This is a genomic window from Eisenbergiella massiliensis, from assembly GCF_003435485.1.
On the sequence record NZ_QVLV01000001.1, the window covers coordinates 412,031 to 437,229 of the forward strand.

Below are 25,199 nucleotides of genomic sequence, written 5' to 3' on the forward strand. Positions count from 1 at the left end.
GGATGAAACTTTACGACTTAAGAACAGATTCCAGAAAGACGCCCCTGGGGACAGATGAAAGGTCTCCGGCATTTTCCTGGAAAATAGCTTCGGATAAACAGAATACCTTCCAGGAAAGCTATCATATCATTGTGTGTTCGCCGGAGGAAACCGTTTGGGACAGTGGTGTGGTGCGTGACAGGCAGTCTTTGTATCTGGTATATCAGGGCAATCCTTTGCAGCCGCAGACCCGTTATACGGTTCAGGTTGCCGTAACAGACAGTCATGGGGAGGAGGACACGGCGGAGACCTGGTTTGAGACAGGCCTTATGTCACCTGATAACTGGCAGGCTTCCTGGATTACTCACAGCGGGGAGGATGACAGGGAAGCCTGTGCGGTTTTCCAGAAAAAATTCTTTCTTAGCGGCGACATAAAGCAGGCAAGATTATACATAAGTTCTCTGGGAATTTATGAATTTAAAATGAATGGACAGCGGATAACAGGAGCCTGCTTTACCCCGGGATGGACCAGCTACCACCACAGGCTGCAGTACCAGACCTATGATATTACCGCTGCTCTTTACCGGGAGACTCCTTCAGGAAACAACCCGGAAAGCTCCACGCAGGAGCGAGGGGGCAATCTGCTGGAGGTTACGGTCGGCAACGGTTGGTACAAGGGTATTCTTGGGTTTGACGGAAAAGGAAACCATTATGGGAAAAGGACCGCGCTGATTGCCCAAATCCTGTTGTGTTATGAGGATGGACGCAGAGAAACGATAGTGACAGATGAAACCTGGCTGAACACTACAGGAGAAAAAAGATATAGTGACATTTATAACGGAGAGGTAATTGATCATACGTTCTGCCCGCCTCCTGCACTGCCCAGTGTAAAGTATGAATATACAAAACAGATTCTGACCGCGCAGGAAAATGAACCGGTATGTGTTGCACAGCGCATCCAGGCAAAGCAGACGCTGATTTCTGAAAAAGGAGAATTTATTCTGGACTTCGGACAGAATATGACCGGTGTGGTAGAAACGAGGCTGCGGTGTAAAGAGGGCAGCAGGGTTAAACTGTACCATGGAGAAGCCCTGGATGAAAGGGGGTGTTTTTTTAATACCAATCTGAGGACTGCGAAAGCAGCGGATACTTTTATCTGCAGGGGAGGGGAGGAGCTGTTCTGCCCGTCCTTTACCTATCATGGATTCAGATATGTAAAGGTTGAGGGATTGGAGACGGTTCCGAACCCGGAGGACTTTACCGCATGTGTAATGCACAGCGGCCTGGAACAGACAGGTTCTTTTTGCTGCTCTGATGAAAAGGTGAACAGGCTCTGGCAGAATATTGACTGGACCATGCGGAGCAACTATTTCGATATCCCCACAGACTGCCCTCAGAGAGATGAACGGTTCGGCTATACCGGAGATGCCCAAATCTTTCTTTCCACTGCGGCATTTTTGAAGGATACCGCAGCCTTTTTCAGAAAGTGGCTCAGGGATGTAAAGCAGGAAAATACGCTGGAATACGGAGTGCCCATGGCTGTACCGAACATTCTGGGCAATTCTGCCGGAATCGCCATATGGCAGGATGCGGCTGCGGTGGTTCCGTGGACAATTTATCAGGTCTATGGTGACAGGCGCATATTGGAGGAGCAGTATGACAGTATCAAATGCTGTGTGGAGCATTCCCGAAGCAGAACGGAGAAGGACGGTCTGCTGCATACCGGACAGCAGCTGGGCGACTGGGTGGCTCTTGACATGGAACGGGGGCCTATGCGCGCCCTGCCGGAAGGCATGCTGAATCTGGAACTGAGGGAAAAGAGCGGCGCTACAGATTTGTATTTCATTGCCAATGCCTATTATCTGTATTCCATATCCCTGATGATAAAAACGGCGGGAGTGTTGGGGAAGCAAGAGGATGCAGCGGAATATAGCAGGCTGTATCAGGAAGTACTGCATAGCTTTCGGAAAGAATATATCACGCAGACGGGTCGTCTGATATCGGAAACCCAAACAGGCTGTGCACTGGTTCTTCAGTTAGGGCTGGCGGAGGAAAAGGACCAAAAGCAGGTGCTGGAGGTCTTGAAAAATAATATCAGGCAGCATAAAAACCATTTAACCACAGGTTTTGCCGGAACCCAGTTTTTATGCCGTGTCCTTTCGGATAATGGTGAACATGAGACAGCAGGTAAAATCTTTTTACAGGAGGACTGTCCTTCCTGGCTGTACAGCGTCAATTTGGGAGCCACTACGGTATGGGAGCTTTGGGACGGCGTCAATCCGGACGGCAGCTTTAACCCATATGAAATGAATTCACTCAACCAGTATGCCCTGGCTTCCATCGGTGATTGGATGCACCGGAATCTGGGGGGTATAAGTTCTCTGGAGCCGGGGTATAAAAAATCAAGAATTGCTCCCAGGCTGATTACAGGGATTCCGGAAGTGGAGACCTCTCTGGAAACCGTTTATGGGAAACTATCCTGTTCCATAAGCTGCCGGAAGGGGAAATACCGGATCGATATCCAGGTCCCCGCCAATACTACAGCCCATGTAAGCCTGCCTGAAAAGGAAGATTTCCAGGTTGGATCAGGCAGGTATCATTACGAATACGAAACGAAAGCATCTTTTGTCAGACAGAGGTTTAGTACGGATTCCACACTGGGAGCACTCCTGGCGGAGCCCTTGGGGGCTCAGATGCTGCACAGCTATGCACCGGAGCTTTGTGAAAATGAACTGTTTATGCAGTTTGCTGTAAATCGGACAATAGAAGAAATCAGCAACATGCTGCCGCCGGAGTCCATGGCTCTTTTTACGACAGTCTTGGATCGGCTCAATCAGACGGAAGGAGAGGAAAATCAAAATGAAGCGGATAAAATGGAATGATGACTGGATATTTTTAAAACCTGGGGAAAATCCCATGATGGCAGCCATATCCGGAGGCGGGGGCTGCGGGGAAATAGTGACACTGCCCCATGATGCCATGATTCATGAGGAAAGGACACCGGATACAAAAAATGGCCATCAGACGGGATTCTATCCCGGAGGATGCTACACTTATATAAAAAATTTTACTGCGCCCAGGGAATGGGCACAAAAAACGGTAATGGTGGAATTTGAGGGCGTGTACCAGAATGCAAGAGTTTATGTCAATGGTGATTATGTGGGAGGACATCCGGGAGGTTATACCTGTTTCTCCGTGGTTTTGGACGATTTTCTTAAGCCTGGGGAAAATAATGAACTTAAGGTGATCGCAAATAACTCGGCGGAGGAAAACAGCCGCTGGTACTCCGGAAGCGGCATATACCGCGATGTTAATCTGATAGTGGGCAACCAGGTACATATCGGAATGGACAGTGTGAGAATACAGACACCGGAGGTGGAAGAGGATCTTGCCGTGGTACAGGTTGAGGTCACAATCAGAAACCAGGGAGGCCGGAAATTAAAAACCCGTTTGTACATAGAATTGACAGATCCGCAGTGGACGCCTGTGGGGAAAACGGAGATTCCGGTGACCGTTTTCGCTCAGGATGAGGAGGTTTGCCGCCAGCGGATTACGGTAGAAGCGCCGGTACTCTGGAGCTGTGAAACTCCGAAGCTGTATACCTGCAGGCTGGTACTGAAGGCGGAAGGGGAAGTGCTGGATGAAGCAGAAGAGGTTTTCGGCATCCGCACCATCTCACTGAACGCAAGAAAGGGACTGCGTATCAATAAAAAGGAAGTGAAGCTGCGCGGAGCGTGTATTCACCATGATAATGGCATTATCGGGGCCGTTACACTGGAACGGGCGGAGGAGCGCCGGTGCAGACAGCTGAAGGAGGCTGGTTTTAACTGTATCCGAAGTTCCCACCATCCTCTCAGCCGTGCCATGCTCAATGCCTGCGACAGGGAAGGAATGCTGGTGCTGGATGAGCTTTCCGACTGCTGGACCAGAAGTAAAAACAATAATGATTATGCGCAGTACTTCCCGGATTACTGGGAATTCGATGCAAAACAGCTGGTAGCAAAGGATTTTAACCATCCGTCGGTAATCATGTATGTGACGGGCAATGAGATCCAGGAAGCAGGAACGGCAAAGGGCGCTCAGCTGAATCGTATAATTACCCGGAAATTCCACAGCCTGGACGATACACGGCCTGTAACTGTAGCCATAAATGGTCTGCTTTCATGTATGGATCATATGGGAGAGATCATGTGCGGGATTATGGGGATCACTATGGAGCAGATGCAGCAGATGCAGGCCCAGGCCGCGGCACAGCCTGCGTCGGATGCAGGCTCCGACGCAGCCAACGGCAGTACGGATCTGATGAAAGGACCAATGGCCGATGCCTTTGCCGCAAATAATATAGTGACTGAGATTCTGGAGGAATTTACTTCAGTAACAGATCTGGTGGGCTATAACTATCTTACTGCCCGTCATGCAAAAGAACATGAACTGTATCCTGACAGAGTAATACTGGGAACGGAAACACTGCCGTCGGATATCGTTCGGTTATGGAAGATTGTAAAGGAAAATAAACATGTGATTGGGGATATGACCTGGACCGGCTATGATTATCTGGGAGAAGCGGGTTCCGGCTGCTTTTACTATGACGGCCGACAGGGATTTATGCCCAACTGGCCCATTAGTGTTGCCTATATGGGAGATATTGATATTATCGGTTACCGCCGCCCCATAAGCTATTTTCGGGAAATTGTATATGGACTGCGGACAGCACCTTATATTGCGGTGGAAAGACTGAATCATTACGGGGAAAAAGTGAACAAATCCGCATGGGCCTGGAAGGATGAAATCGCAAGCTGGACCTGGGACGGTTATGAGGGAAAACCTGCAATCGTAAATGTATATGCTGCAGCAGAGGAAATCGAACTGTTTCTGAACGGGAAATCCATGGGAAGAAAAAATGCGGGAGAAGAACATGAATGGATGTGCAGCTATGAAATCCCTTATGAACCGGGAGAACTGAAGGCCGTGGGATATACGCAGGGGAATGAAGCAGGACAGGATATTCTGGTAACGGCGGGCAGACCTGCAATATTGAAGGCCCGGGCAGATCGGAGAGTGCTGAAAGCAGATGGCGCGGATCTTTCTTATATTACAGTAAATCTGGCTGATGAGGAAGGAAGGCTCAACCTTTGGGCGGAGAAGGAAATTACAGTGTCTGTAGAAGGTGCGGGGACGCTTCAGGGCTTTGGAAGCGCTGATCCGGCAACGGAAAACCGGTACGACAACACTACATGGAAAACCTATGACGGCTATCTTCTGGCCGCAATCCGTTCCGGAAAGGAAGCGGGTAAGATAAAAGTAACATTTACAGCAGACGGATGCGAAGCAGCAGAAGTTATGCTGACCGTAGATACAGGAAAGAAGGAGTAAAAATATGGCAAATAAATATATCTGTAACCCAATGAATCTGGAGTACCGCTATCAGTTTTTCGGAAATTTAAAGCAGCCCGGTATTTTTTATGCCAGTAAAGAGGCGGCGGATCCCTCATTAATTTTGGTGGATGGGACCTATTATCTGTTTCCATCCGTAACCGGCGGATTTTTTACAAGCAAGGATCTGGCAGAATGGGAGTTCCATCCTTTTGTAGGCGAAATGCCTGTCTACGATTATGCACCGGATATCCGTTATATCGGAGGCTATTTTTATTACTGTGCTTCCGGTATGCAGGAGGCTTGTGATTTTTACAGAACCAAGGATCCGGTAAGCGAGCCTTTTGAGAAGGTGGAGGGTTCCTTTCCCTTCTGGGATCCTAACCTGTTTGAGGATGAGGATGGCAGGCTGTATCTGTATTGGGGGTCTTCCAATGTAACACCTGTTTATGGCGGGGAACTGGATCGGGATACTATGAAACTTAAAGGGGAGCCGGTAGAATTAATAGCGGCCAGAGAAGAGGAGCTGGGCTATGAAAGAAACGGCGCCGATCATAAGACTCCCAAAACACAGGAGCAGATAGAGGAGGATGTAAAAAATCTGTACGATTCCATTCCGGGTAAGGAAAATGCAAGCGAAGAAGAGTTGGCGGCTATGAGACAGACTCTTTATGCTTATATGGGGAATGCTCCTTATCTGGAGGGGGCATGGATGACAAAGCACAATGGCATTTATTATCTGCAGTATGCATTCCCGGGAACACAGTATAATGTATATGGGGATGCGGTATATATTAGTGACAGCCCGCTGGGGCCGTTTAAGGTGGCTGAAAACAACCCCTATTCGTATAAGCCGACCGGTTTTATTACCGGAGCCGGACATGGATCCACTGTGGAGGATACCCGGGAGGGATTCTGGCATATTTCTTCTATGCGTATCAGCCGCAATCATAAATTTGAACGCAGGCTTGGCCTGTGGAAGGCAGGTTTTGATGCCGATGGAGAGTTGTACTGTGATCAAAGGTATGGGGATTGGCCGCTTCGTGTGGATAGCCGCCCCTGGGAGCAGCCGGAATGGATGCTGCTTTCTTACCGTAAGCCGGTGAGTGTTTCTTCCGGGAAGGGCGCGGAATTTATAACCGATGAGGATATCAGGACGTGGTGGAAGGCCGCTGATAACCAGCCTGGTTCGCAGGTCTGCTTGGATCTGGAAAAGGTGCAGGACGTACATGCCGTACAGATCAATTTTGCGGAGGATGGAATTGAAGTACAGCTTCCTGAAGGTGAAAGTGCACATCAGGATATGTCGGAAATACGTTTTATTGATACCAGGATACAGCCGCTGCGCTGGATACTGGAAGGTTCACAGGACGGTGTTCATTTCAGTATGCTTGCAGATAAATCGCAGGCGGATACCGATCTTTCCCATGATTTTCTTGTCTGGGAAACAGGAAAGCAGGTCAGGTATCTGAGGCTCACAATTCTGGAACTGCCATATGCTCAGCTTCCCTGTATTTCCGGGCTGCGTGTATTTGGAAAAGGACAGGGCCAAAGACCGAAAGCAGCCGATGAAGTCACAGTACAGGAGATGGGAGAACTGAATATCACGGTGGACTGGAAGGATACGGCAGCGACAGGCTATAACGTGTTATGGGGATATGCGCCGGATAAACTTTATCACAGCAGTATTGTTTACGGGCAATGCAGACGGGAAATCGGCGCGTTGATGAAAGGAAAGCCCCTGTATGTGCGTGTGGACGCTTTTAATGAAGCCGGGATTACGGAAGGCAGTATTCTGAAGGTGCGGTGAAGCGTTTTGCAGTGGCAGACAGATTGGAGAAAATAAAATGAAGACAGTTAAAGAAAAACAAATTCTGGTAGGTGCTGATTTTGCAGGTTTTCCTCTGAAAGAAGCCGTAGTGGAGCATCTTCGTAAAAAAGGCTGGACAATAACGGATATAGGGGTAAAAAGTGCCGATGAAGAAAATCCGGAAATGTTTCATCGGATAGGGCTGAAGGCAGGGGCAATGATTACCGAAAAAGAGTTTGAAAGGGCACTTTTATTCTGCGGCACAGGAATGGGGATACATATTGCCGCAAGCAAATGTCCGGGTGTACATGCCGGCGTAGTAGAGAGTGTTCCGGCAGCTCTTCGCGCAATAACAGGAAATGGAGTCAATGTGCTTGCCATGGGTGCTTTTTATGTGGCGCCTCAAATGGGAAAGGACATTGCAGATGCATATCTGGGGGCTGAGCTTGGCACAGGATATGAGTGGTGGCCTAATTTCTATGAATTTCACAAGCTGGCTATTGATGAGCTGAATGCTTTTGATTATGAGAAATTCAGGGAAAATGGGTTTGAGGTGAAAAGAATGGGGGATTTTCCGCTGAAATTGATGGATAAATAAAAATGAGAGGTGTAAATAATGAGGTATTTCGTGAAATCTTTTGAAAAAGAGAATGTAACATTAACGGGCTATATCCATGATGTAAGCAATGAACTGAAAAATGCTCAAATCCGGCCGGCTGTCCTGATTTTTCCGGGCGGCGGATACTTTATGTGTTCTGACAGGGAAGCGGAGCCGGTAGCCCTGGCTTATATGGCCGAAGGATACCAGGCGTTTGTACTGAGGTATTCCGTTGGAGAGAAAGTCCCTTTTTCTCAGTCCTATGAGGACGCCTGTACAGCCCTTGCATATCTGAAGGAAAATAGCGATGAACTGCATGTGGATGCCAAAAAGATTGCGATTGCAGGATTTTCTGCAGGCGGTCATCTGGCGGCTGCGCTCGGGACAATGGGAAAGGATAAGCCAACCGCAATGATATTAGGTTATCCGGTAATTTTATCCTCCATGGGAGATGGTATCTATAAAGAAATTCCCGGTCTGGATGAAAAAGTGACGGCAGAGACACCTCCTGCTTTTATTTTCTCAACAAGCAATGATATCATTGTCCCGGTGGAAAACAGCCTGAAATTTGCGGAGGCACTGAATAAAAATGGGGTGGAATTCGAACTGCATATTTTCAGAAATGGAGTTCATGGCCTGTCTCTTGCTAAACCTCTGACTTCAAATGGAGAGCGCAGTATGGTAAATCCTGTGGTCGCAGAATGGTTTACGGATAGTGTACGCTGGCTGAAGGAGATATGGGGCGATTTTTATGCGGATCATACTAGTGAGCTGGAGATGACCGTAAATGGTGCAGGAATTGATACTCCGGTGAAGCTTTTGCTCCAGTCAGAGGGCTGTGAAGCAATACTGACAGAACATATACCAAACATAAGAGAAATGCTGAAGGAGAATCCGATGGCCGGGGAATTCTCGCTGCGTATTATGAATCATTATTCTCCGGAAATTATAACCGGTGACATGCTGGAAGAAATGGAGCGGAAACTGGCTGCATTACAATAAGCGGAGTAATAAGGGCTTAAGTGTGCTTGGGAAGATGTTTATAAAGACGACATAAAATAACCAGAGAAAAACGAGTTTGTGGTTTTCTTCTCTGGTTATTTGCATGGAGTGAGGATAAATGCATTAATTTTAATCTGATAGTTCATTTTTAACAGCTTAAATTGTCACATTTTGTGCGCAGTTATATTGATGCGTTTATACTGGGAATTCTGGAAGAATTACAAGAAAACGGAAGAACGGTAATAGCAGAGACAGCACAGGAAGAAAGGCAGAAAGCTGATACAACTGGCCCATGGGCGGCAGTATGCGGACTGTCCGCAGCAAATGAATTCTTCACTATTGACAATTAACCATCTGTAAAGTATCATAATTATATTCTTATTATTAGTATTAAGTGCGTTCGCACATTCTGGCAGTTTCTGCCGAAAATCACATTTTATAACGGCAGGAACTGCAGAAGATAATATCAGAAGTGTCTTTGTCTGCATTCCTGCTTTTACAGGGAGGTAAGAATGAAGGGAAAGACAGCAATTGGCGCGGCACTGGATGCCGCCGGGGCGAAGGCCCAGTACGATGGGCATGTAAAGCGAATCCTGGGTAACAGACAGGTTCTGGCACGTATTCTTAAGGGGGCTTCTGAGGAATTCCGGGAGTACTCCCCGGAAGAAATCGTCGGCTGGATTGAGCCTGACATCGAGATTGAGGGGACAGCGCTGCGTCCGGGAGAAACAGGGAAGGGTAAGCTTATTATCACAGGGGACAGCACGGAGAGCAGGATACCCGGAGAGGGAACAATAACCTATGATATCAGGTTCCGTGTTTATGTTCCCGGACAGGGGAGCAGGGAGACGGTAAAGCTTCTGATGAATGTGGAGGCGCAGAAAAAATTCTACCTGAAATACCGGATAGTAACCAGGGGAATATTTTACGGCGCAAGAATGCTTTCGGAACAGCTGGACAGGGAATTTACAGACTCGGAATATGGGAAGCTGAAAAAGGTATATAGCATATGGATCTGTATGAATGCCCCATTACATATAGGAAACGCCCTGACAGAGTATTGGATTGGGAAAAGAGATATTATAGGGACAATGCCGGAAAAGAAAAAGAACTATGATAAACTTTCGGTTATCATTATCTGCCTGAATGAAAAGAGCAGGGAGAAAGGTGGAGAACTGCACGGATTTTTGAATACGCTGCTTTCCCCCAGGATGAATGCAGCCAGGAAAAAGGAAGTGCTGTTGAGGGATTATGGAGTTGAGATGGAACAGGAAATAGGAGAGGAGCTAAAGCGGATGTGTAATTTAAGTGAAGCTATTGAAGAAAATGCAATGCGGGAAGGGGTAAGGAAAGGTGTGAGAAAAGGTATCAGCCTGACAAAGAATATAATGCGTTTGGCGGGAGAGGGGAAATCAGAAGAAGAAATATCGGCCCTCTGCGGCGTCAGTGCAAAGATGGTGCGTGAGATTATGAAGGCTTAACGGATGTGTGGTTGCTATAAGGTTTTAAAAAGAAATTCAGGATAATATTTCAGAGAAAAGGCGGATAGATATGATTATTAAGTTGTCTTTATAAGGTCTCCCTTTGGGAATTATAATGTATCGGAAAGTATGTGCTCACCCTGGATACCGCTATTATATTGCCATTTAGTCTATGGATATTACTATAAAAAGCAGAAAGAATAAGGTAACGAAAAAAATATCACTCCGTCAATAGAAAGATTCCCGGAGTGATATTTTTGTTGTTTTTGAGTTTAATATTCCACTATGAAATACGTACAGATATGAGGAACAGTATATTCTGCCTGATATTCATTTAAGGATTTGACATAGAGGCTAAGAAGGACGGATTTAAAAGCTCACTTAATATAGTTAGAAAGCATTATCATCTTCTTCATGCTCCATTATGTCTTCTACTTTGCAATGCAGAATATTGCATAATTTATCAATTGTATTAGTTTCAATATTCTTGTTATGTCTTAAACGATCCAACTGTGCGTGGTTTACATTATATTTCGTTGACAGGTCATATTGAGAGATTCCTTTGTCACGCATTGTGGACCATAGCTTATCATATTTTATCATTGATTATAACTCCAAATTAATAATGCATCGTTATAATTATGGCGTTAGAATATATTTAAAATAAAGGTTCGTATACGAACTATACGGAGGTATACAAATGTATTCGAACGATAATGAATTAAAGGAACGGATTTATGATTTAATGATTGGGGTATTTATTTTGGAAAAGTATCCTGTTAAGGAAAGCAAGTTTGTTAAAAATGAATTTGCTGATGGGGAAATATGCGCTGAACTATATTCTGAAATCAGCAAGGCAAAAGATGCACTCTGCAATAAACTGGGCGTAGATGAAGATAAGGATCTGGAATGTATAATAAATAATTTTTATGATATTATGAAATATCTATCTATGCAGATAAGCGCCGATGCTGTGGAAATTAAAACCCTTAATTGGTTTTCATCACATTTTGCTATAATTCGGATTAATTCCTGATAAACAGGGTTTTCGGTATTGACATACGGAAATATACACGAATCTGCGGAAATATTCAGAGTTCGGCAGATATGGTAAAAATTTTCAAGACTGGGAGAAAAGCGGCCACGCTCTATATCTTTTTGGAACGAGAGAGAGACTTCCAGGAGTTCGGCGCATTCGGCTTGCGTAAGATGTCTTTTACTACGGGCATCTTTTACTGCAGCACCTAAAATTTTTGCATCATATAAAGTCAATGACATAATCTCACCTCCTGTACGTAGTGTAAAACCATACCAATGAATTGTAAAAATGGTATAACACTATATAAAGGTATGGTTATACACTACCAATCTAAATATGACCTTATTAATGCACTAAGATACAAATACGATAATATTTGTAAGTAATAATCTCTAAGGCAGAACAAGACTTATTATCGGAATACATTATTTCTATCGCTATTATTCCTGGCGCTTATTTTGTAATTATTGTTACCTGTAAATATGGTATAATATAGAGGCCGGCAAATTACTGCCTTTTACAGAGGAAAAATAAGGTAAAGCTGTCTGGTGAAAACTCAATAAATTCACCTCCTTTTCGGAAAAGACAGCCAGATACCGGAAAAATAAAATGCTGAACAGATAACAGGGAATACAGGGATATAGCCATGGGAAGATATTTTAAGCTTGATATTGCAAATAAGAAATACAGATCCGTACTTCTGCTGAGTTACAGTATAATCGCTATAATTGCAGTTGCCATCGTAATTACAGGGGTTTTTGCCTGGTTCAATTCATATACGCAAAAAGTGGTTTATGACATGTCCATGGTTCAGCTCCAGAACCTGGATACCACGTTTACGAACAGTATCGATACGTGCCGCACGCAGCTTCAGACAGCCTGGCAGGATTCCAACATTAAGCAGCATATCTATACTCAGAATGAGAGCTGGAAAAATGAGAACTGGATTGGCAGTTATTTTCAGCGGCTTTGCGTGAATAATGGTTTTGCGGAGTATATCTGCCTGTTCCGGAATGAAAATGAGTTCCGGTACTATGGCTGGCGCTATCCTTCCGAAGCAGAAATGCAGCAGATTGAACAGGGGGTTATGGAAACCTCCAATGATATGGAACAGTTTATTATACATACGGATACCCGAAGCAATCTGTGCATCTTTTTTACAGAACGGAATGCGATGGGGGAGAAACCGGTGCGCGGCATCATATATTCCCTTGATTTGGATGCCCTGGAAAAAACGCTGATTTCACAGAACGTAGAAGACACGACCTTGCTTGTATATAAGTCCGATGGACAGGCTGTGATGAAAGGAAAACTGTCAGGGGAACAGCAGGACGAAGTATGGAGCTACTTAAAGGGAGGAGATTTCAGCGGTGGCAGCAGAGAACTTCTTCTCAATGATTCCAAGTATCTATGTAACAGTATCTATAATGATTCCCTGGATATGCATTTTGTCATGCTGCAGGATTATCATATTATGCAGACAAAGCTTGCGGAGATTAAGAAAGCAGCTTTTCTAAGCGTTATCATAAGCCTGATTACGGCGCTGTTATTGGCCGTATTCCTGGCGAATAAGCTGTATTACCCCCTGGAAGACTTTTTCAGCCGAATCGGTTCCGGCCCGGAGTTGATTCCGGGGAATGAAGACTACAGTAAAAAACAGGCGGAAATTACAAGTGATAAAATAATCAGTCAGATACATATGATGTCGCAGCAATACCATTCTGATAAAATTCTGGGTTATCTTGGCGGAAATGAGGCTGATGCGGTAATTCCGCCTGTACTCAGGCTGCAGGATCGTACCGAGCATTGTATCCTTATTTTATTCTGGACCGATGAACATGTGATGGACAGCCGGATTACACAGGATATCCATCAGACGTTGGACGAGAATCATTCAGGCTGTAAAATCAGTTCATTTTCAGATGCCAGGGCCTCATGGACTTTAATGATGATAAAGGAGCCTGTGAGGATAGGAATGCTCAGTGATCCGGACAGAATAGCCGTTAAGTTAAGCGAAGAATGCAGGCAGATTCAGAAAACGGTCCCTGTCCGGATATATTATGCAGTGTCCGGCCTGATATCAGATGAAAATGAACTCAGGCCTGCATTCAGGGATTTACAGACATTGCAGAAGTACCATCTTTTGGGAAGGGGAACGTCCGGCATGACTTGCGAACTTCTGAATGACGGAAAGGAAAATGCTGTTCCCAGAAAAATATATGAGGGCCTTCTGAGTAATATCCGGGCCGGAAAAACTCAGGACTCTGTAGAAAGTATATCAGAAATACTGGATGAGCTTTCCGGCTATGAAATAAGAAAGGTTTTGCTGTTCCTTTCGGATTTATGCGTGCAGATTGAGCAGTGTATTATGGGATGTGAACTGACCGGAAGGCAGAGGCAGGAAAAATATCTGGATCATTATGTTAAAATAACATCCCTATATGATAAAAGCGATTTGGAATACTATCTGAAACATTTAATAGAAGAAACCTGCCTTGAGAACAGTGTTTTCCAGGAAAAAACACTGCGCATGAATATGCTGGATGCGGTGGAATATATCCGTAAGCATTACCGGGACGATGATATCTGTGTGGAGCTGGTGGCGGATCAATTCCATATGTCGGTTTCCTACTTCAGTAAATTGTTTAATGAATATGTGGGTATGACCTTTCCGGAATTTATAAATGATCTCCGTCTTACCTATGCATCTGAAATGCTCAGGTCAAATCCGGAGGTGAATATCAAGAGAGTTGCAGAAGCTTGTGGATTTGGCAATACCTCCTATTTTTCTTCGCAATTCAAGAAGAAATTTGGCATTTCTCCATCTGCATTCAGGAATGGTAGATAAAAACAACATAAAAATATAAAATTGATACGCGTTCTGGCCCTATTTTTGTGGGAAAGTGAATAGAATGCGTATCTTTTTTATTTTCAGAGGCAGTCCTCCCGTACTACAATAAAACCATCAAAAAAACGGGAGGCAAAAAGATGTTCAAATCAAAAAAACCATCTGAGCCGGTCGGTACGATAAGAAAGAAGTCCGGTTTTAGAAAATTCCGGCAGGATATTCCTCTTTATATCCTGGCTTTGCCCGGGGTAATTGCCCTTCTTCTATTTTCTTATTTTCCAATGGCCGGTATTGTTCTGGTATTTAAAGATTACAATTTTAAAGGAGGGATATTCGGAAGCCCCTGGGCAGATCCCATTTATAAAAATTTTCGTTTCTTCTTTAATAATATTTCCACGGCCATGCGTTCTACAGGACTTACAGTCATGTATAATCTTCTCTTCTTTATTGTAGGAACCATTTTTGCGGTAGCTATAGCAATTATGCTCAGTGAAATAAAAGGGAAAATGTTTATAAAAATTTCCCAGAGCCTTATGTTTCTGCCTTACTTTATTTCCTGGATGGTCATGGGAGCAATTCTTTATGCATTGCTGAATGCGGATTCAGGCCTTTTGAACCAGACCCTGGTGTCTTTGGGAAAAGAGCCTATAGATTTCTATGCGAATCCTAAAGCGTGGATAGCGATTCTTACTATAGTTAATACATGGCAAAGCTGCGGATATACATCAATCATATACTATGGCGTTCTGACAGGAATCGATTCTTCCCTGTATGAAGCCGCGAAGGTAGACGGCGCATCCAAGCTGCAGTGCATCCGTAAGATAACCGTCCCGCTTTTAAAGCCTACAATAATTATTCTTTTTCTGTTGTCCGTCGGAAATATGCTGAAGGGTAACCTGAATATGATAATCGGCCTTACCAATTTAAATCCTGTATTATTCTCGACAACGGATTTAATCGATGTATTTGTATACAGAAGCGGCGTAAGGAACGGAGAAATGGCCTTCGCCTCAGCAATATCCTTATATCAGTCCATCTTTGGATTCCTGCTTGTAATTACGGCAAATAAAATAGCGGGGAAATTTGATAAAGATGCCACCTTATTTTAGAAGGGAGTCAACATGATACATAATAAAAAGAAATTAGGGGCAGATAATATCCTGTTAATTATTTTCTATGTTTTACTCACTGTAATTGCTGTAGTCTGTATTTTCCCAATCATTTTTGCAGTGATAGGATCTTTCACACCGGAAAGTGAAGTTGCCGTGCATGGATTTACGCTTTTCCCCAGAGAACTTTCCCTGGAAACATATCAATATGTATTTCAATCACAGGGAAGCAAGCTTTTAAATGCATATAAAAACAGTATACTCACAACCTTATGCGGAACAGCCCTTTCTGTGTTGATAACAGTTTGTTATGCCTATGTCCTGTCCGTAAAGGGTTTCCGTTTCGGAAACAAATTGGCTTTCTTTGCATATTTTACCATGCTTTTTAATGGCGGAATGCTGGCCTGGTATCTGGTCTGCACCAAATATCTTGGTATGAAGGATAATTATGCGGCCATGTTCCTTCCCTATGCAATGAATGTTTTTAATATGTATTTGATGAAAAACTTTTTTAACGGACTGCCCTATGAACTTGTGGAAAGTGCGAAGATTGACGGCGCGGGTCATTTCCGGATTCTCGGGCAGATAATACTTCCATTGTCCAAGGCCGGTATTGTGACAATAACCTTGTTTTATGCATTGCAGTATTGGAATGATTTTTATCTGCCGCTGATGCTGATTAATGACGAGAAATATTATACGATTCAGTACATTCTCTATAAAATGATGTCCAATATCCAATATCTGGCGGCAAATCCGTCAAGCAGCGTGGCATCCCATATAATACTGCCTGCTCAGACGATAAAAATGGCGATTACCTGTATTGCCATCGGCCCGATTATACTGATTTATCCTTTTATCCAGAAACATTTTGTAAAGGGTGTAACAGTGGGCGCATTAAAAGGTTAATTTGGTGAAAACCAAACTATAAAAAGGAGAAAAATCCTCTGCTCGCCAGAGGGAAAATTTCTAAAGAAATTGCATTTTTCTCCGTAAAAATAAGGAGGATTTCAAGGATATGAAAAAAAGAAATGTTGCAGCGCTTATTGCCGCTGCGGTAATGGCTGTGTCGGTGCTGCTGACCGGCTGTGGGGAAAAAGCAGACGCGCCTGCAGATAATACTGCCGGCGGAAGCCAGGAAGCGGCCGGGGAAGAAGCTCCTACCCAGGCGACACTTATTCTGTATGGCGAGGCTTCTGCAAGAATGTCTGATTTTGCGGAACATGAATTTCATGACAAGGTTCTGGATGCCATTAATGTGGATGTTACGGTACAATATCTTCCCTGGTCTGAATATGCGGGAGGAAAAACGGAACTGATGCTTTCATCCGGAGAAAAATTTGCGACTTATACGGATACAGCATTTTTATCAAAGTGCGTCTCCAAGGGATATTATGCGGATATTACAGATGCGGCGGAAAAGTATGCAGAAGATTTGAAGAAAAACTGCGGCGGCGAAGAAGCTTTTGATATCTGGAAGGTGAATGGAAAGCTGTATGCACTTCCTTTTGGAAATAAACCGAATGCAGGTGAGAACTATGTGATTATAACCAGGCAGGATCTTCTGGAAGAGGTTGGCATGACCGAACTGAAAACTCTTGAGGATGTGGAAAAATTCTATACGCTTGCCAAAGAAAAACACCCGGATATCATCGGTTTTGGACGAGGCGGTATTCTCCCGCAGATGGTAAACGGGGCGATTGAATCCGATATGAATGTATTCCGTCTGAATAATTTCGTATCTACGGATGGAAACAAGGCGGATGACCCGACTGTGTATAATTATTATGCATCTGAGGAATATAAGCAGGCCTGCAAAATTTTCAGGGAATGGTATCAGAAGGGTATGATTCCCAGCTATGTAATGTCCAATGGCTCCCAGATTGATGCGGAATTTATGTCCGGGAAAGCTCTTTTTGCCGCTGGTGCGAGCTATCGAGTTTTTGAATACGAGGATGCGGTAAGGAAAGCGGATCCTAATGCAAAATTCAAAAATTATTATCTGGGAGATCAGTCAAAGAAACCGCTGATGTCCAGAGGAACATATTCAACGGCTTTTGCCGTAAGCGCCAATGTGGAAGGCAGAGAACTGGAAGGCTATGTTAAGCTGATTAACCTTCTGCAGAGCAGCCAGGAATGGTGTGACCTCATTCTCTATGGTGTGGAAGGAAAGGATTATACAATCAGTGACGACGGCCAGCTGGAGATGATTAATACAGATACCTTATTCGAAACATGGCTGCCTGATAATATTAATTTTAAAAGATATCAGAGCTATATTACGGAGGATCAGATTAAGACCTATGAAAACTGGAATGAAGGCTGTATTCCTCAGAAGGATTTGGGCTTTTCCTTTGATATGACGCCGGTACAGACCGAGTACGCACAGATGCAGGCGGTTGAGCAGGAGTACTTCAATCCTATAACCAATGGCCTGGTGGAATATGATGAAGCAATTGATGAGGCGCTTAAGAAACTGGATGAGGCGGGAATCGACCGTTTCCTGGAGGAGTATCAGAAACAGTTTAATGCATTTTATGAGAGTAAGAATAAGTAACAGGCAGGCATCCGAGTAAAGCAGGCCGCTTCCCTTATCCCCGGGAAGCGGTCTGTTCCCAATTTTTTCTGTATTCAGTAGGGGTACACCCCATATTTTTCTTAAAGGTCCTGAGGAAGTGCTCATAACAATGAAAGCCGGCCAGGTCTGAAAGCTCCTTAATACTTTTGGAGGAATATTCAAGCAGGTGGCAGATGTGATGCAGCTTCAGTTCGGTGACATATTTTTTTGGAGATACCTTATAATGCTCCTGGAAAACGGAATAAACATATCCTTCTGAGGTGTTAAGAGCATTGGAAATATCAGAAACATGTTGGATGCTTGTATAATTGTGTTCGGTATATTCTATAATTTCGGAGGCTTTATTACGCCAATGCTCATCGGCCGGCTGCTTTGCATCTTTGGGAGCCTGAGAGCGGCACAGAATATTGAGGATTGTTGCCAGCTTTAGATAGTTATCGGCTTCATAATCCTTAAAACAGTTTGCAATCTCCTTTATACATTTAAAATCCGTGTCACTTAAATGCAGGATTGGAGTCTGAAAGCATTTCATAAGCTGTGATGTTGCATATTTCCTGAAGTATAAATGCAGATATGCTTCAGAAAAGTGAATGCAAATACCGGAGAAGGGAGTGGTTCCGCTGCTGCTATGCGGAACGTTTGAGAGAAAAAGTGCAGCGTCGTGCGCTGAAGTAAGATAAAAAGTTTCTCCTATATTTACGGTTCGCTCGCCGGTTTCCAAAATATATATTTCAGATGCAGGATGGTAATGTGTGAAAGGCATATTCCATCCTGTTTCCATTTTCTCCTGAGAAATTCGAAATCCGTCATTGATAATTTGACGTTTTATTGTCATAGGTATATACTCCTTAGCCTACATGAGTTATTGTCAGTAAAATATATTATATATTAGTAAAAATCATTGTGAATTACAAGGGTATTTGTTATGGTTTATTAAAATTATGAAAGCTGCGGCGGATGAAGGAAACGGGGGAATAAAAATGCGTATAAAATTAAATATGGATCAGGACTGGAAGCTTTTTGTAGGAGACTTGAGTCCAAGAACCTCAACTGAAGGATGGGGAGGTGCAAAGGCAAGAGCATACGATTTTGGAGCAACTGCAATTTCTTTGGATGACAGCGGGTGGACAGCAACAGATGTGCCGAACGATTTTGTTGTCAGTGGGGATTATACAAGAAAAAGCGCCGGGGAAAATGAGCTGCAGAAAATCCCGGCAATGGAAAGTGTGGATTCCAGACATTTTGCCGGTGGCTGCCTGGAGGGGAAAATCGCATGGTACAGGAAACATTTTGCACTTCCGGAGGGATGTGAAGAAAAAAGGGTAATTTTATATTTTGATGGTATTTTCAGGGACAGTACGATTTATTTAAATGAATACCTGGTGGGGGCACATAAGGGAGGCTATGACAGTTTCTGGCTGGATATCACTGATTTCGTAAGCTTTACCGGAGACAATCTTCTGGCGGTCCGTGTGGATGCCTCCGGCCGCGAGGGCTGGTGGTATGAGGGCGGAGGGATTTACCGTCATGTAGCTCTTGAAATCTGTGATACTGTTTCCATAGCACCCTGGGGCGTATTTATCTCCCCCGCTGTGGACTTAAAGAACAAATCCGCTGTTATTTCCATAAAGACCGAGATTGCTTCTAAGGATATCAATGCCGGGGAAATACAGCTGAAAACGGAAATCATTGCGCCGGATTCCCTTTCGGTATGTGAGGCTGCAAAGCTTCTGCAGCTGGAAGCATGGGAAAATAAAAATGTATCGCAGGAATTTCACATAGAGGATGTGATGCTGTGGGATTTGGATAATCCGCTTCTGTATAAAGCGGTAAGCAGCATTTACATAGATGGCAGGCTGGCCGACCGCTGTATAACAAGCTTCGGTGTCAGGGATATATATTTTGACGCGCAAAAGGGCTTTTTCCTGAATGGTACACATTTGAAGATTAAAGGGGTATGCTGCCACCATGATCATGCAGTGGGTGGAATTGCGGCAAATGACTGTATACAGGAGTACCGGCTGCGGCAGCTGAAAAAAATGGGAGCCAATGCATACAGAAGCGCCCATCACATGCCGACGCAGGAATTGCTGGAAATGTGCGACAGGATCGGAATGCTGGTCTTTGATGAAACAAGACGCATGTCCAGCTGCGAAGATGATTTGACTGCATTACGGACGATGGTAAAACGCGACCGTAACCATCCGTCGGTATTTTTATGGGGGATTGGCAACGAGGAGGTTTTTTCCCAGGATAAATCAGAAACAGCCCGAACAACAAGAACTATGAAAATGGAGGTGAAGAAGCTGGATCCTACACGGCCGGTTACTTCCGCCGTAGTCTGTTGGAATGGAAAGGAACGTTTTAGCACTGCACAAAATTATATTCCTGTAACTAAAAATCTTGATGTTATGGGCTTTAACTATTGTGCACAGGCATGGGATGATTATCATGCCAGCGTGCCGGATCAGCCGGTTATCATAACTGAGGCGAGCAGCAACAGCGGTACCAGAGGCTGTTACAGTACAAATGAGTCGGCGGCAAATTATTATATTTATGATGATGATAATGCTGAAAAAGTAAAGAGCGGCAAAAATGCAGTCCGTCGGGGGATTGCGGAACAGGAATGGAAACTTTGTTCTGAGCGGGAATATCTGGCGGGGATATTTATATGGACAGGAATAGATTACCGCGGGGAACCAACGCCGTTAGGGTGGCCGGCCGTTTATTCCCAGTTTGGTGTTTTTGATTACTGTTGCTTTCCCAAGGATAATTTCTACTATTATAAAAGCTGGTGGGGGGAGGAAGATGTGCTTCATATTTTTCCGCACTGGACATTTCCGGGAATGGAAGGACGTAATCTGCCAGTGTTTTGCTTCAGCAATCTGGAAGAAATTGAACTGTTTGTAAATGGGCAAAGCTACGGCAGGCAGAAAATGGAGAAAAACGGCTATCTGGAATGGAAAGATGTAACATATTTTCCCGGAGCTGTTACCGCGAAAGGGTATCGTAACGGACAGCTGGTTTTAGAAAAGAAAATTACAACAGCGGGAGTGCCTTCACGTATTGATGCGGAGATATTCCGTGAAACACAGCAGACAGCGGAAAAGCAGACAATTATTTTAAATTTCAGTATAGTGGATGAAAATAGTAATATTGTTCCCTATGCGGACAATGAGCTTTCCTTTGAAGCTGAGGGAGGCAGAATCCTGGGGTGCGCTAACGGCAATCCTGGTGATCACAGCCCGGAAAACATTCCGTTAAAAAGAGCTTTTGGGGGACGGGTACAGCTTGTGGTGCAGGCAGACAGAAAACAAACGGTAAAGGTCAGGGTAAAGACAGCAGCCCTGCCTGAGCAGGTTTTCGAAGTGAAATAACAGAGGAGGCTGCCTGCCAACTCCCTTTGGAAAAAGATCGTAAATCATGTATTTGGTTTCACCTGAAAAATATTTCCTTATCCTTAAAATATAAATAGATTTCCTGCCGGCTGTAATAAATACTGTCATCTCAGCCGGCGGGGAATCTTTTTCTTTGCCCTCAAACTGAACAATAATGCGATTGAAATATAGAAAAAGACGAATAGATTTAAAAAAATAGGGCTTAAAAAATTTAGAAACTGATAAAAATGCTGAATATTTTAATAAATTTCAAGTTTTCATGGTTGAATAGCACAAAACCATATGTTAGTCTGGCCTCAGAAAAACGAAGGAGGCCAAGGAAGTGAGTACGAAACAAAAAAATAAGAAAGCAGTTCCTTATGCAGGGAAAAAGGTCAGCCTGCTGCAGGAAATCAGGCAGAAATGGTTTTTTTACCTGATTGCGATACCTGGCGTAATCTGTCTGATACTTTTCAGTTATCTGCCGATGGCCGGTCTGTATGTGGTATTCGAACGCTATACCTATCAGGGAGGGCTGTTCGGAAGTGAATTTGTAGGATTACAGAATTTTAAATTCTTCTTTATGAATCTGAATAATGCCATCCGGGCTACCAGGAATACACTGGTGATTAACGGGTTCAGCATTGGGCTGGGTGTAATAGTTAATGTAGGGCTTGCAGTGCTGCTGAACGAAATTAATGCCAAAAGATACAGAAAGGTAACCCAGTCGGTGATGCTTTTCCCTTATTTTATATCCTGGATTGTTGTGGGCATGGTGGCGCTGGCTCTCTTTGATGAGAATACGGGAATTATCAATTCTGCGATTTCCGCACTGGGAGGCACCCCGGTGGAATGGTATTCCAATGCGGACTACTGGTGGCCGATCATGATTATAACTACCATATGGAAAAACGCTGGCTATGGTTCCATCATTTATTTCTGCGCACTCACCGGATTTGACCAGAGCCTGTATGAGGCGGCAGAGATAGACGGGGCAAGCCGGTGGCAGAGAATCAGGCGGATTACGCTGCCGCTGTTAAAGCCTACCATTATAATTATGTTTCTGCTGAATATTGGGGGCATTCTGGCGGGCGGAGTGGATCAGATTATGGGTATGACCAGCCTGAACCCGCTGCTGTTGGAAAAAACGGATACCATTGCCACCTTTGTATATCGGTCGGCAATCGTAAACGGGCAGTTTGAATCAGCCTCTGCAATTACCTTATATCAGTCTATTTTTGGTTTCTTTCTGGTGCTGGGTTCCAACCTGCTGGTAAAGAAATTCGATCCAGATTACGCTTTATTTTAAGGAGGCAAATCCGCTGCTCGACGGAGGGCAAATTTCTAAAGAATTTGCATTTTGCTTCGCAAAACCAGTAGGAGGATTAAAAAAATGAAGAAACAACAAGAGACACAGTCCCGTAAAACGAAAGAAAGCATCCTATGCTATGTAATTGTAGGAATCATGGCGGTCAGCTGCTTCCTTCCTCTTTGGATAGCTTTTGTAGCATCCATTTCCGATGAAACGGCAATTGTCAGTTACGGGTTTTCCCTGCTGCCCAGGAAGCCTACCCTGGAAACCTACCGGTTTATTATGGAAAATAAAGGAACTATGCTGTTAAGGGCCTATGGGATATCCTTTTTATGTGTAATCATCGGCACCATTTACTCGGTGGCCGTAATGTCATTGTTTGCCTATGCGACGGCGCAGAAAAAAGAGAATTTCAGATTCGCTAATAGTCTTTCCTTTTTTGCATGGTTTACCATGATTTTCAGCGGGGGCCTGCTTCCCTGGTACATACTCTGCACGAAATATTACGGGCTGCAGAACAATATCTGGGCGCTTATCCTGCCTTATGGAATGAATGTTTTTTATATGTTTGTATTAAAAAGTAATTTTAAGGCGGTCCCGGAGGAACTGGTGGAAGCGGCAAAAATAGACGGGGCCTCCGATGCCAGGGTATTCTTTTCCGTGGCGCTGCCGCTTGCCAAGGTGGGGCTCGTCAGCGTAATCCTGTTTATGGCGCTGCAGTATTGGAACGATTTTTATTTATCATTGTACCTGATTACAAAAACGGACTTATATACACTGCAGAAGCTCTTATATAATATGATGGCGAATATTTCAGCCTTGCTGACCAATTCGTCTCTGCAGTCGGCAAAGGACCATATAGTGCTGCCGTCCAATACGGCGCGGATGGCCATGACGGTTTTTACCGTTCTGCCGGTACTGGTGTTTTATCCCTTTGCCCAAAAATATTTCGTCAAAGGAATTACGGTGGGAGCCGTGAAAGGTTAGGCCTTATATATCTGTCAAAGTACGGATATTTAAAAGGATAGATTGTTACGTGCGTTAATAGGCACAGGAAGGAGCAAAATGAGAAAAAGAGTTTTGGCATTGGTAATGGGGTTAATGATGTCAGCATCTGTGCTGGCAGGCTGCGGAACGGGAGGAACCGGTGAAAATACGGAGGCTGCGGCTTCTGTCTCCGCAGAATCAACGGCTGCGGAAAGTACGGCGGCACAAAGTACGGAGGGCGCTGCCGATACGGCTGATAAGGAGCTGGTGGATCTGAGGCTGATTTTTTACGGGGATATGTCTTCCAGGCGGGAGGAGTTCTTTAAGAATGAGTTTCATGACGCCGTCCTTGAGGATCTGAATATCAACCTGACTGTGGAATTCCTGCCCTGGGGTTCCGATACGAATGTTTCCACGATGCTGGCATCCGGGGAAAGATTTGCAGTGGAGTATATCGTATCCAACTATGACTGGCATACCAAAGGATATCTGGCGGAAATCGATGAATCCCTGCTGGAAACCCACCTTCCGGATTTGATTGCAACAAGAGGTGAAAATAACGGCTTTGAATGTACGAAGTATAACGGTAAAATCTATGCTGTTCCCTTCGGTAACAAGCCATATGCCGGATCCATGCAGTATTTTGACGTAAGGGGCGATATCCTGGATGAGCTGGGATACAAGAGCGCGGATGTGAATACGCTGGAGAAGCTGGAAGAGGTTATGGCTTTATGTAAGGAAAAATATCCGGATATGAGAACCGTAATGAACCTGGACTTCCTTCCGTACGCGCTGTGGTCCTACTGCGGAGAGGGAACCAGATCCGTCAATGAAGCCAATGATTTCGTCTATGTGAATGAAGAGGAAGAGGGCGATACCGTCTATAGCTATTTTGAATCCGACGCCTTTAAAAAGCTTTGTGAAATCACCAGCAGGTGGGTGGAGCTTGGCTACATCAACAAGGACCTGATTACCAATCCCTCCCAGAGCGATGCTGACTGGAATGCGGCAAACTGCCTTTCCAGAAACGGAATGCCCGGTTCCCTGATTTCCAGCAGCCTGAAAACAGCGGATCCTGACGCCTATGAAACCATGGTAAAAATTGGGGATCAGAAGAAGGTTAAGAATAAGGATTATGACTGGGGCATTGCAATTTCAGCGGCTGATCAGGAAAACGTATCCCGCTGGCTGGATTTGTTTAACTGGATGTACAAGGATCAGGAGCATTTTAATTTCTGTGTATATGGTGTGGAAGGTAAGGACTATGAAATAAATGAAGATGGTTCCATTAATAAGCTGGTATCAGATTCCTTTATCGACAGCTGGTTTATGGAAGCTATCCCCTATAATGTTTACGACTCATCCATACCGCAGGAAACTATCGAGGAATATGAGCACTTTGATGATGACGCAATTTTTTCCAAACTGACAGGATTTTCCTTCGATACAAAGCCGGTTGCTACGGAAGTGGCAATGCTCACCTCTATCTATGATGAGAAGCTGAAACCCATGGCATGGGGCTTCCTGGATTATGATGAAAATATCGATGCCGTAATTGCAGAGCTGAAGGCAGCAGGACTGGATAATTATATTGCGGAATATCAGAAGCAGTTTTCTGAATTTTACGCACAGAACAAACAGTAGGGGCTTTTTGATGCAAGCCGGGAAAGGCGTCCGCAATCCTGCGAGCGCTTTTTTCAGCAGAC

Annotated in this window: 18 protein-coding genes and 1 pseudogene; 15 read left to right on the top strand and 4 right to left on the bottom strand. The window is 44.4% G+C overall.

Annotated elements, in window-relative coordinates:
- The first annotated feature begins 2 nt into the window (after nucleotides 1–2).
- From DXC51_RS01700 to DXC51_RS01730, 6 genes are all read left to right on the top strand, one after another.
- Nucleotides 3–2,861, top strand: coding sequence for an alpha-L-rhamnosidase (locus DXC51_RS01700; protein WP_117543483.1), 2,859 nt, complete (start codon nucleotides 3–5; stop codon nucleotides 2,859–2,861).
- Nucleotides 2,839–5,352, top strand: a complete 2,514-nt coding sequence (locus DXC51_RS01705) for a glycoside hydrolase family 2 TIM barrel-domain containing protein (RefSeq protein ID WP_117543485.1) — start codon at nucleotides 2,839–2,841, stop codon at nucleotides 5,350–5,352. The genes DXC51_RS01700 and DXC51_RS01705 overlap by 23 nt, the downstream gene beginning before the upstream one ends.
- A 4-nt stretch (nucleotides 5,353–5,356) precedes the next feature.
- The gene (locus DXC51_RS01710; protein ID WP_117543487.1) at nucleotides 5,357–7,162 is read left to right on the top strand and encodes a family 43 glycosylhydrolase; all 1,806 of its coding nucleotides are present in this window, start codon (nucleotides 5,357–5,359) and stop codon (nucleotides 7,160–7,162) included.
- Nucleotides 7,163–7,199: 37 nt separating this feature from the next.
- A complete protein-coding gene (locus tag DXC51_RS01715) occupies nucleotides 7,200–7,760 on the top strand; it encodes an RpiB/LacA/LacB family sugar-phosphate isomerase (RefSeq protein ID WP_021636160.1) in 561 nt (186 codons plus the stop codon).
- Between the two features lie 30 nt (nucleotides 7,761–7,790).
- On the top strand, nucleotides 7,791–8,762 hold the full coding sequence (locus tag DXC51_RS01720) for an alpha/beta hydrolase (RefSeq protein WP_207660849.1): 972 nt from the start codon (nucleotides 7,791–7,793) through the stop codon (nucleotides 8,760–8,762).
- 512 nt (nucleotides 8,763–9,274) lie between these two features.
- Nucleotides 9,275–10,243, top strand: coding sequence for a hypothetical protein (locus DXC51_RS01730; RefSeq protein ID WP_117543492.1), 969 nt, complete (start codon nucleotides 9,275–9,277; stop codon nucleotides 10,241–10,243).
- Between the two features lie 390 nt (nucleotides 10,244–10,633).
- Here the strand turns inward: DXC51_RS01730 and DXC51_RS01735 are convergent, their stop codons facing one another.
- Nucleotides 10,634–10,846, bottom strand: a complete 213-nt coding sequence (locus DXC51_RS01735; RefSeq protein ID WP_102287367.1) for a helix-turn-helix domain-containing protein — start codon at nucleotides 10,844–10,846, stop codon at nucleotides 10,634–10,636.
- Between the two features lie 97 nt (nucleotides 10,847–10,943).
- On the opposite strand from DXC51_RS01735, the gene DXC51_RS01740 reads away from it, so the two are divergent.
- Nucleotides 10,944–11,279, top strand: a complete 336-nt coding sequence (locus tag DXC51_RS01740; RefSeq protein ID WP_181970016.1) for a hypothetical protein — start codon at nucleotides 10,944–10,946, stop codon at nucleotides 11,277–11,279.
- Here DXC51_RS01740 and DXC51_RS30695 read toward each other — a convergent pair.
- Nucleotides 11,171–11,521 carry a helix-turn-helix domain-containing protein gene (locus tag DXC51_RS30695; protein WP_117543494.1) on the bottom strand — a complete coding sequence of 117 codons (351 nt, stop codon included), beginning with the start codon at nucleotides 11,519–11,521 and terminating at the stop codon, nucleotides 11,171–11,173. The genes DXC51_RS01740 and DXC51_RS30695 overlap by 109 nt on opposite strands.
- Nucleotides 11,522–11,928: 407 nt before the next feature.
- Between DXC51_RS30695 and DXC51_RS01750 the strand changes: the two genes are divergently transcribed.
- From DXC51_RS01750 to DXC51_RS01765, 4 genes are all read left to right on the top strand, one after another.
- Complete coding sequence (locus DXC51_RS01750) at nucleotides 11,929–14,130, top strand: helix-turn-helix transcriptional regulator (protein WP_117543496.1); 2,202 nt, start codon at nucleotides 11,929–11,931, stop codon at nucleotides 14,128–14,130.
- Between the two features lie 140 nt (nucleotides 14,131–14,270).
- A complete protein-coding gene (locus tag DXC51_RS01755; protein WP_102287369.1) occupies nucleotides 14,271–15,239 on the top strand; it encodes an ABC transporter permease in 969 nt (322 codons plus the stop codon).
- A gap of 12 nt (nucleotides 15,240–15,251) precedes the next feature.
- Complete coding sequence (locus DXC51_RS01760; protein ID WP_102287370.1) at nucleotides 15,252–16,148, top strand: carbohydrate ABC transporter permease; 897 nt, start codon at nucleotides 15,252–15,254, stop codon at nucleotides 16,146–16,148.
- 109 nt (nucleotides 16,149–16,257) lie between these two features.
- Entirely contained in the window at nucleotides 16,258–17,796 is a 1,539-nt protein-coding gene (locus tag DXC51_RS01765; protein WP_117543498.1) for an extracellular solute-binding protein, read from the top strand.
- A 34-nt stretch (nucleotides 17,797–17,830) separates the two neighbouring features.
- Here DXC51_RS01765 and DXC51_RS29875 read toward each other — a convergent pair whose 3' ends face one another.
- A complete protein-coding gene (locus DXC51_RS29875) occupies nucleotides 17,831–18,349 on the bottom strand; it encodes a helix-turn-helix domain-containing protein (protein WP_243003101.1) in 519 nt (172 codons plus the stop codon).
- A 24-nt stretch (nucleotides 18,350–18,373) separates the two neighbouring features.
- Nucleotides 18,374–18,652, bottom strand: a pseudogene (locus DXC51_RS30700) (cupin domain-containing protein); the annotation flags it as partial.
- Between the two features lie 145 nt (nucleotides 18,653–18,797).
- On the opposite strand from DXC51_RS30700, the gene DXC51_RS01775 reads away from it, so the two are divergent.
- The 4 genes from DXC51_RS01775 to DXC51_RS01790 all read left to right on the top strand — a co-directional run bounded on the left by DXC51_RS01775 (nucleotide 18,798) and on the right by DXC51_RS01790 (nucleotide 25,137).
- Nucleotides 18,798–21,194 (top strand): glycoside hydrolase family 2 TIM barrel-domain containing protein, encoded by a 2,397-nt coding sequence (locus DXC51_RS01775; RefSeq protein ID WP_181970010.1) that lies wholly within the window; start codon nucleotides 18,798–18,800, stop codon nucleotides 21,192–21,194.
- Nucleotides 21,195–21,537: 343 nt separating this feature from the next.
- On the top strand, nucleotides 21,538–22,503 hold the full coding sequence (locus DXC51_RS01780; protein WP_117543504.1) for an ABC transporter permease: 966 nt from the start codon (nucleotides 21,538–21,540) through the stop codon (nucleotides 22,501–22,503).
- An 84-nt stretch (nucleotides 22,504–22,587) separates the two neighbouring features.
- Complete coding sequence (locus DXC51_RS01785) at nucleotides 22,588–23,493, top strand: carbohydrate ABC transporter permease (protein WP_117543506.1); 906 nt, start codon at nucleotides 22,588–22,590, stop codon at nucleotides 23,491–23,493.
- A 78-nt stretch (nucleotides 23,494–23,571) separates the two neighbouring features.
- Nucleotides 23,572–25,137 (top strand): ABC transporter substrate-binding protein, encoded by a 1,566-nt coding sequence (locus DXC51_RS01790; RefSeq protein WP_117543508.1) that lies wholly within the window; start codon nucleotides 23,572–23,574, stop codon nucleotides 25,135–25,137.
- Nucleotides 25,138–25,199 lie beyond the last annotated feature (62 nt).

Excerpts from the sequence above, each read along its gene's own strand:
- DXC51_RS01700 (WP_117543483.1), top strand. The coding sequence starts at position 3 with ATGAAACTTTACGACTTAAGAACAGATTCCAGAAAGACGCCCCTGGGG.
- DXC51_RS01705 (WP_117543485.1), top strand. The coding sequence starts at position 2,839 with ATGAAGCGGATAAAATGGAATGATGACTGGATATTTTTAAAACCTGGG.
- DXC51_RS01710 (WP_117543487.1), top strand. The coding sequence starts at position 5,357 with ATGGCAAATAAATATATCTGTAACCCAATGAATCTGGAGTACCGCTAT.
- DXC51_RS01715 (WP_021636160.1), top strand. The coding sequence starts at position 7,200 with ATGAAGACAGTTAAAGAAAAACAAATTCTGGTAGGTGCTGATTTTGCA.
- DXC51_RS01730 (WP_117543492.1), top strand. The coding sequence starts at position 9,275 with ATGAAGGGAAAGACAGCAATTGGCGCGGCACTGGATGCCGCCGGGGCG.
- DXC51_RS01735 (WP_102287367.1), bottom strand. The coding sequence starts at position 10,846 with ATGATAAAATATGATAAGCTATGGTCCACAATGCGTGACAAAGGAATC.
- DXC51_RS01740 (WP_181970016.1), top strand. The coding sequence starts at position 10,944 with ATGTATTCGAACGATAATGAATTAAAGGAACGGATTTATGATTTAATG.
- DXC51_RS30695 (WP_117543494.1), bottom strand. The coding sequence starts at position 11,521 with ATGTCATTGACTTTATATGATGCAAAAATTTTAGGTGCTGCAGTAAAA.
- DXC51_RS01750 (WP_117543496.1), top strand. The coding sequence starts at position 11,929 with ATGGGAAGATATTTTAAGCTTGATATTGCAAATAAGAAATACAGATCC.
- DXC51_RS01755 (WP_102287369.1), top strand. The coding sequence starts at position 14,271 with ATGTTCAAATCAAAAAAACCATCTGAGCCGGTCGGTACGATAAGAAAG.
- DXC51_RS01760 (WP_102287370.1), top strand. The coding sequence starts at position 15,252 with ATGATACATAATAAAAAGAAATTAGGGGCAGATAATATCCTGTTAATT.
- DXC51_RS01765 (WP_117543498.1), top strand. The coding sequence starts at position 16,258 with ATGAAAAAAAGAAATGTTGCAGCGCTTATTGCCGCTGCGGTAATGGCT.
- DXC51_RS29875 (WP_243003101.1), bottom strand. The coding sequence starts at position 18,349 with ATGAAATGCTTTCAGACTCCAATCCTGCATTTAAGTGACACGGATTTT.
- DXC51_RS01775 (WP_181970010.1), top strand. The coding sequence starts at position 18,798 with ATGCGTATAAAATTAAATATGGATCAGGACTGGAAGCTTTTTGTAGGA.
- DXC51_RS01785 (WP_117543506.1), top strand. The coding sequence starts at position 22,588 with ATGAAGAAACAACAAGAGACACAGTCCCGTAAAACGAAAGAAAGCATC.
- DXC51_RS01790 (WP_117543508.1), top strand. The coding sequence starts at position 23,572 with ATGAGAAAAAGAGTTTTGGCATTGGTAATGGGGTTAATGATGTCAGCA.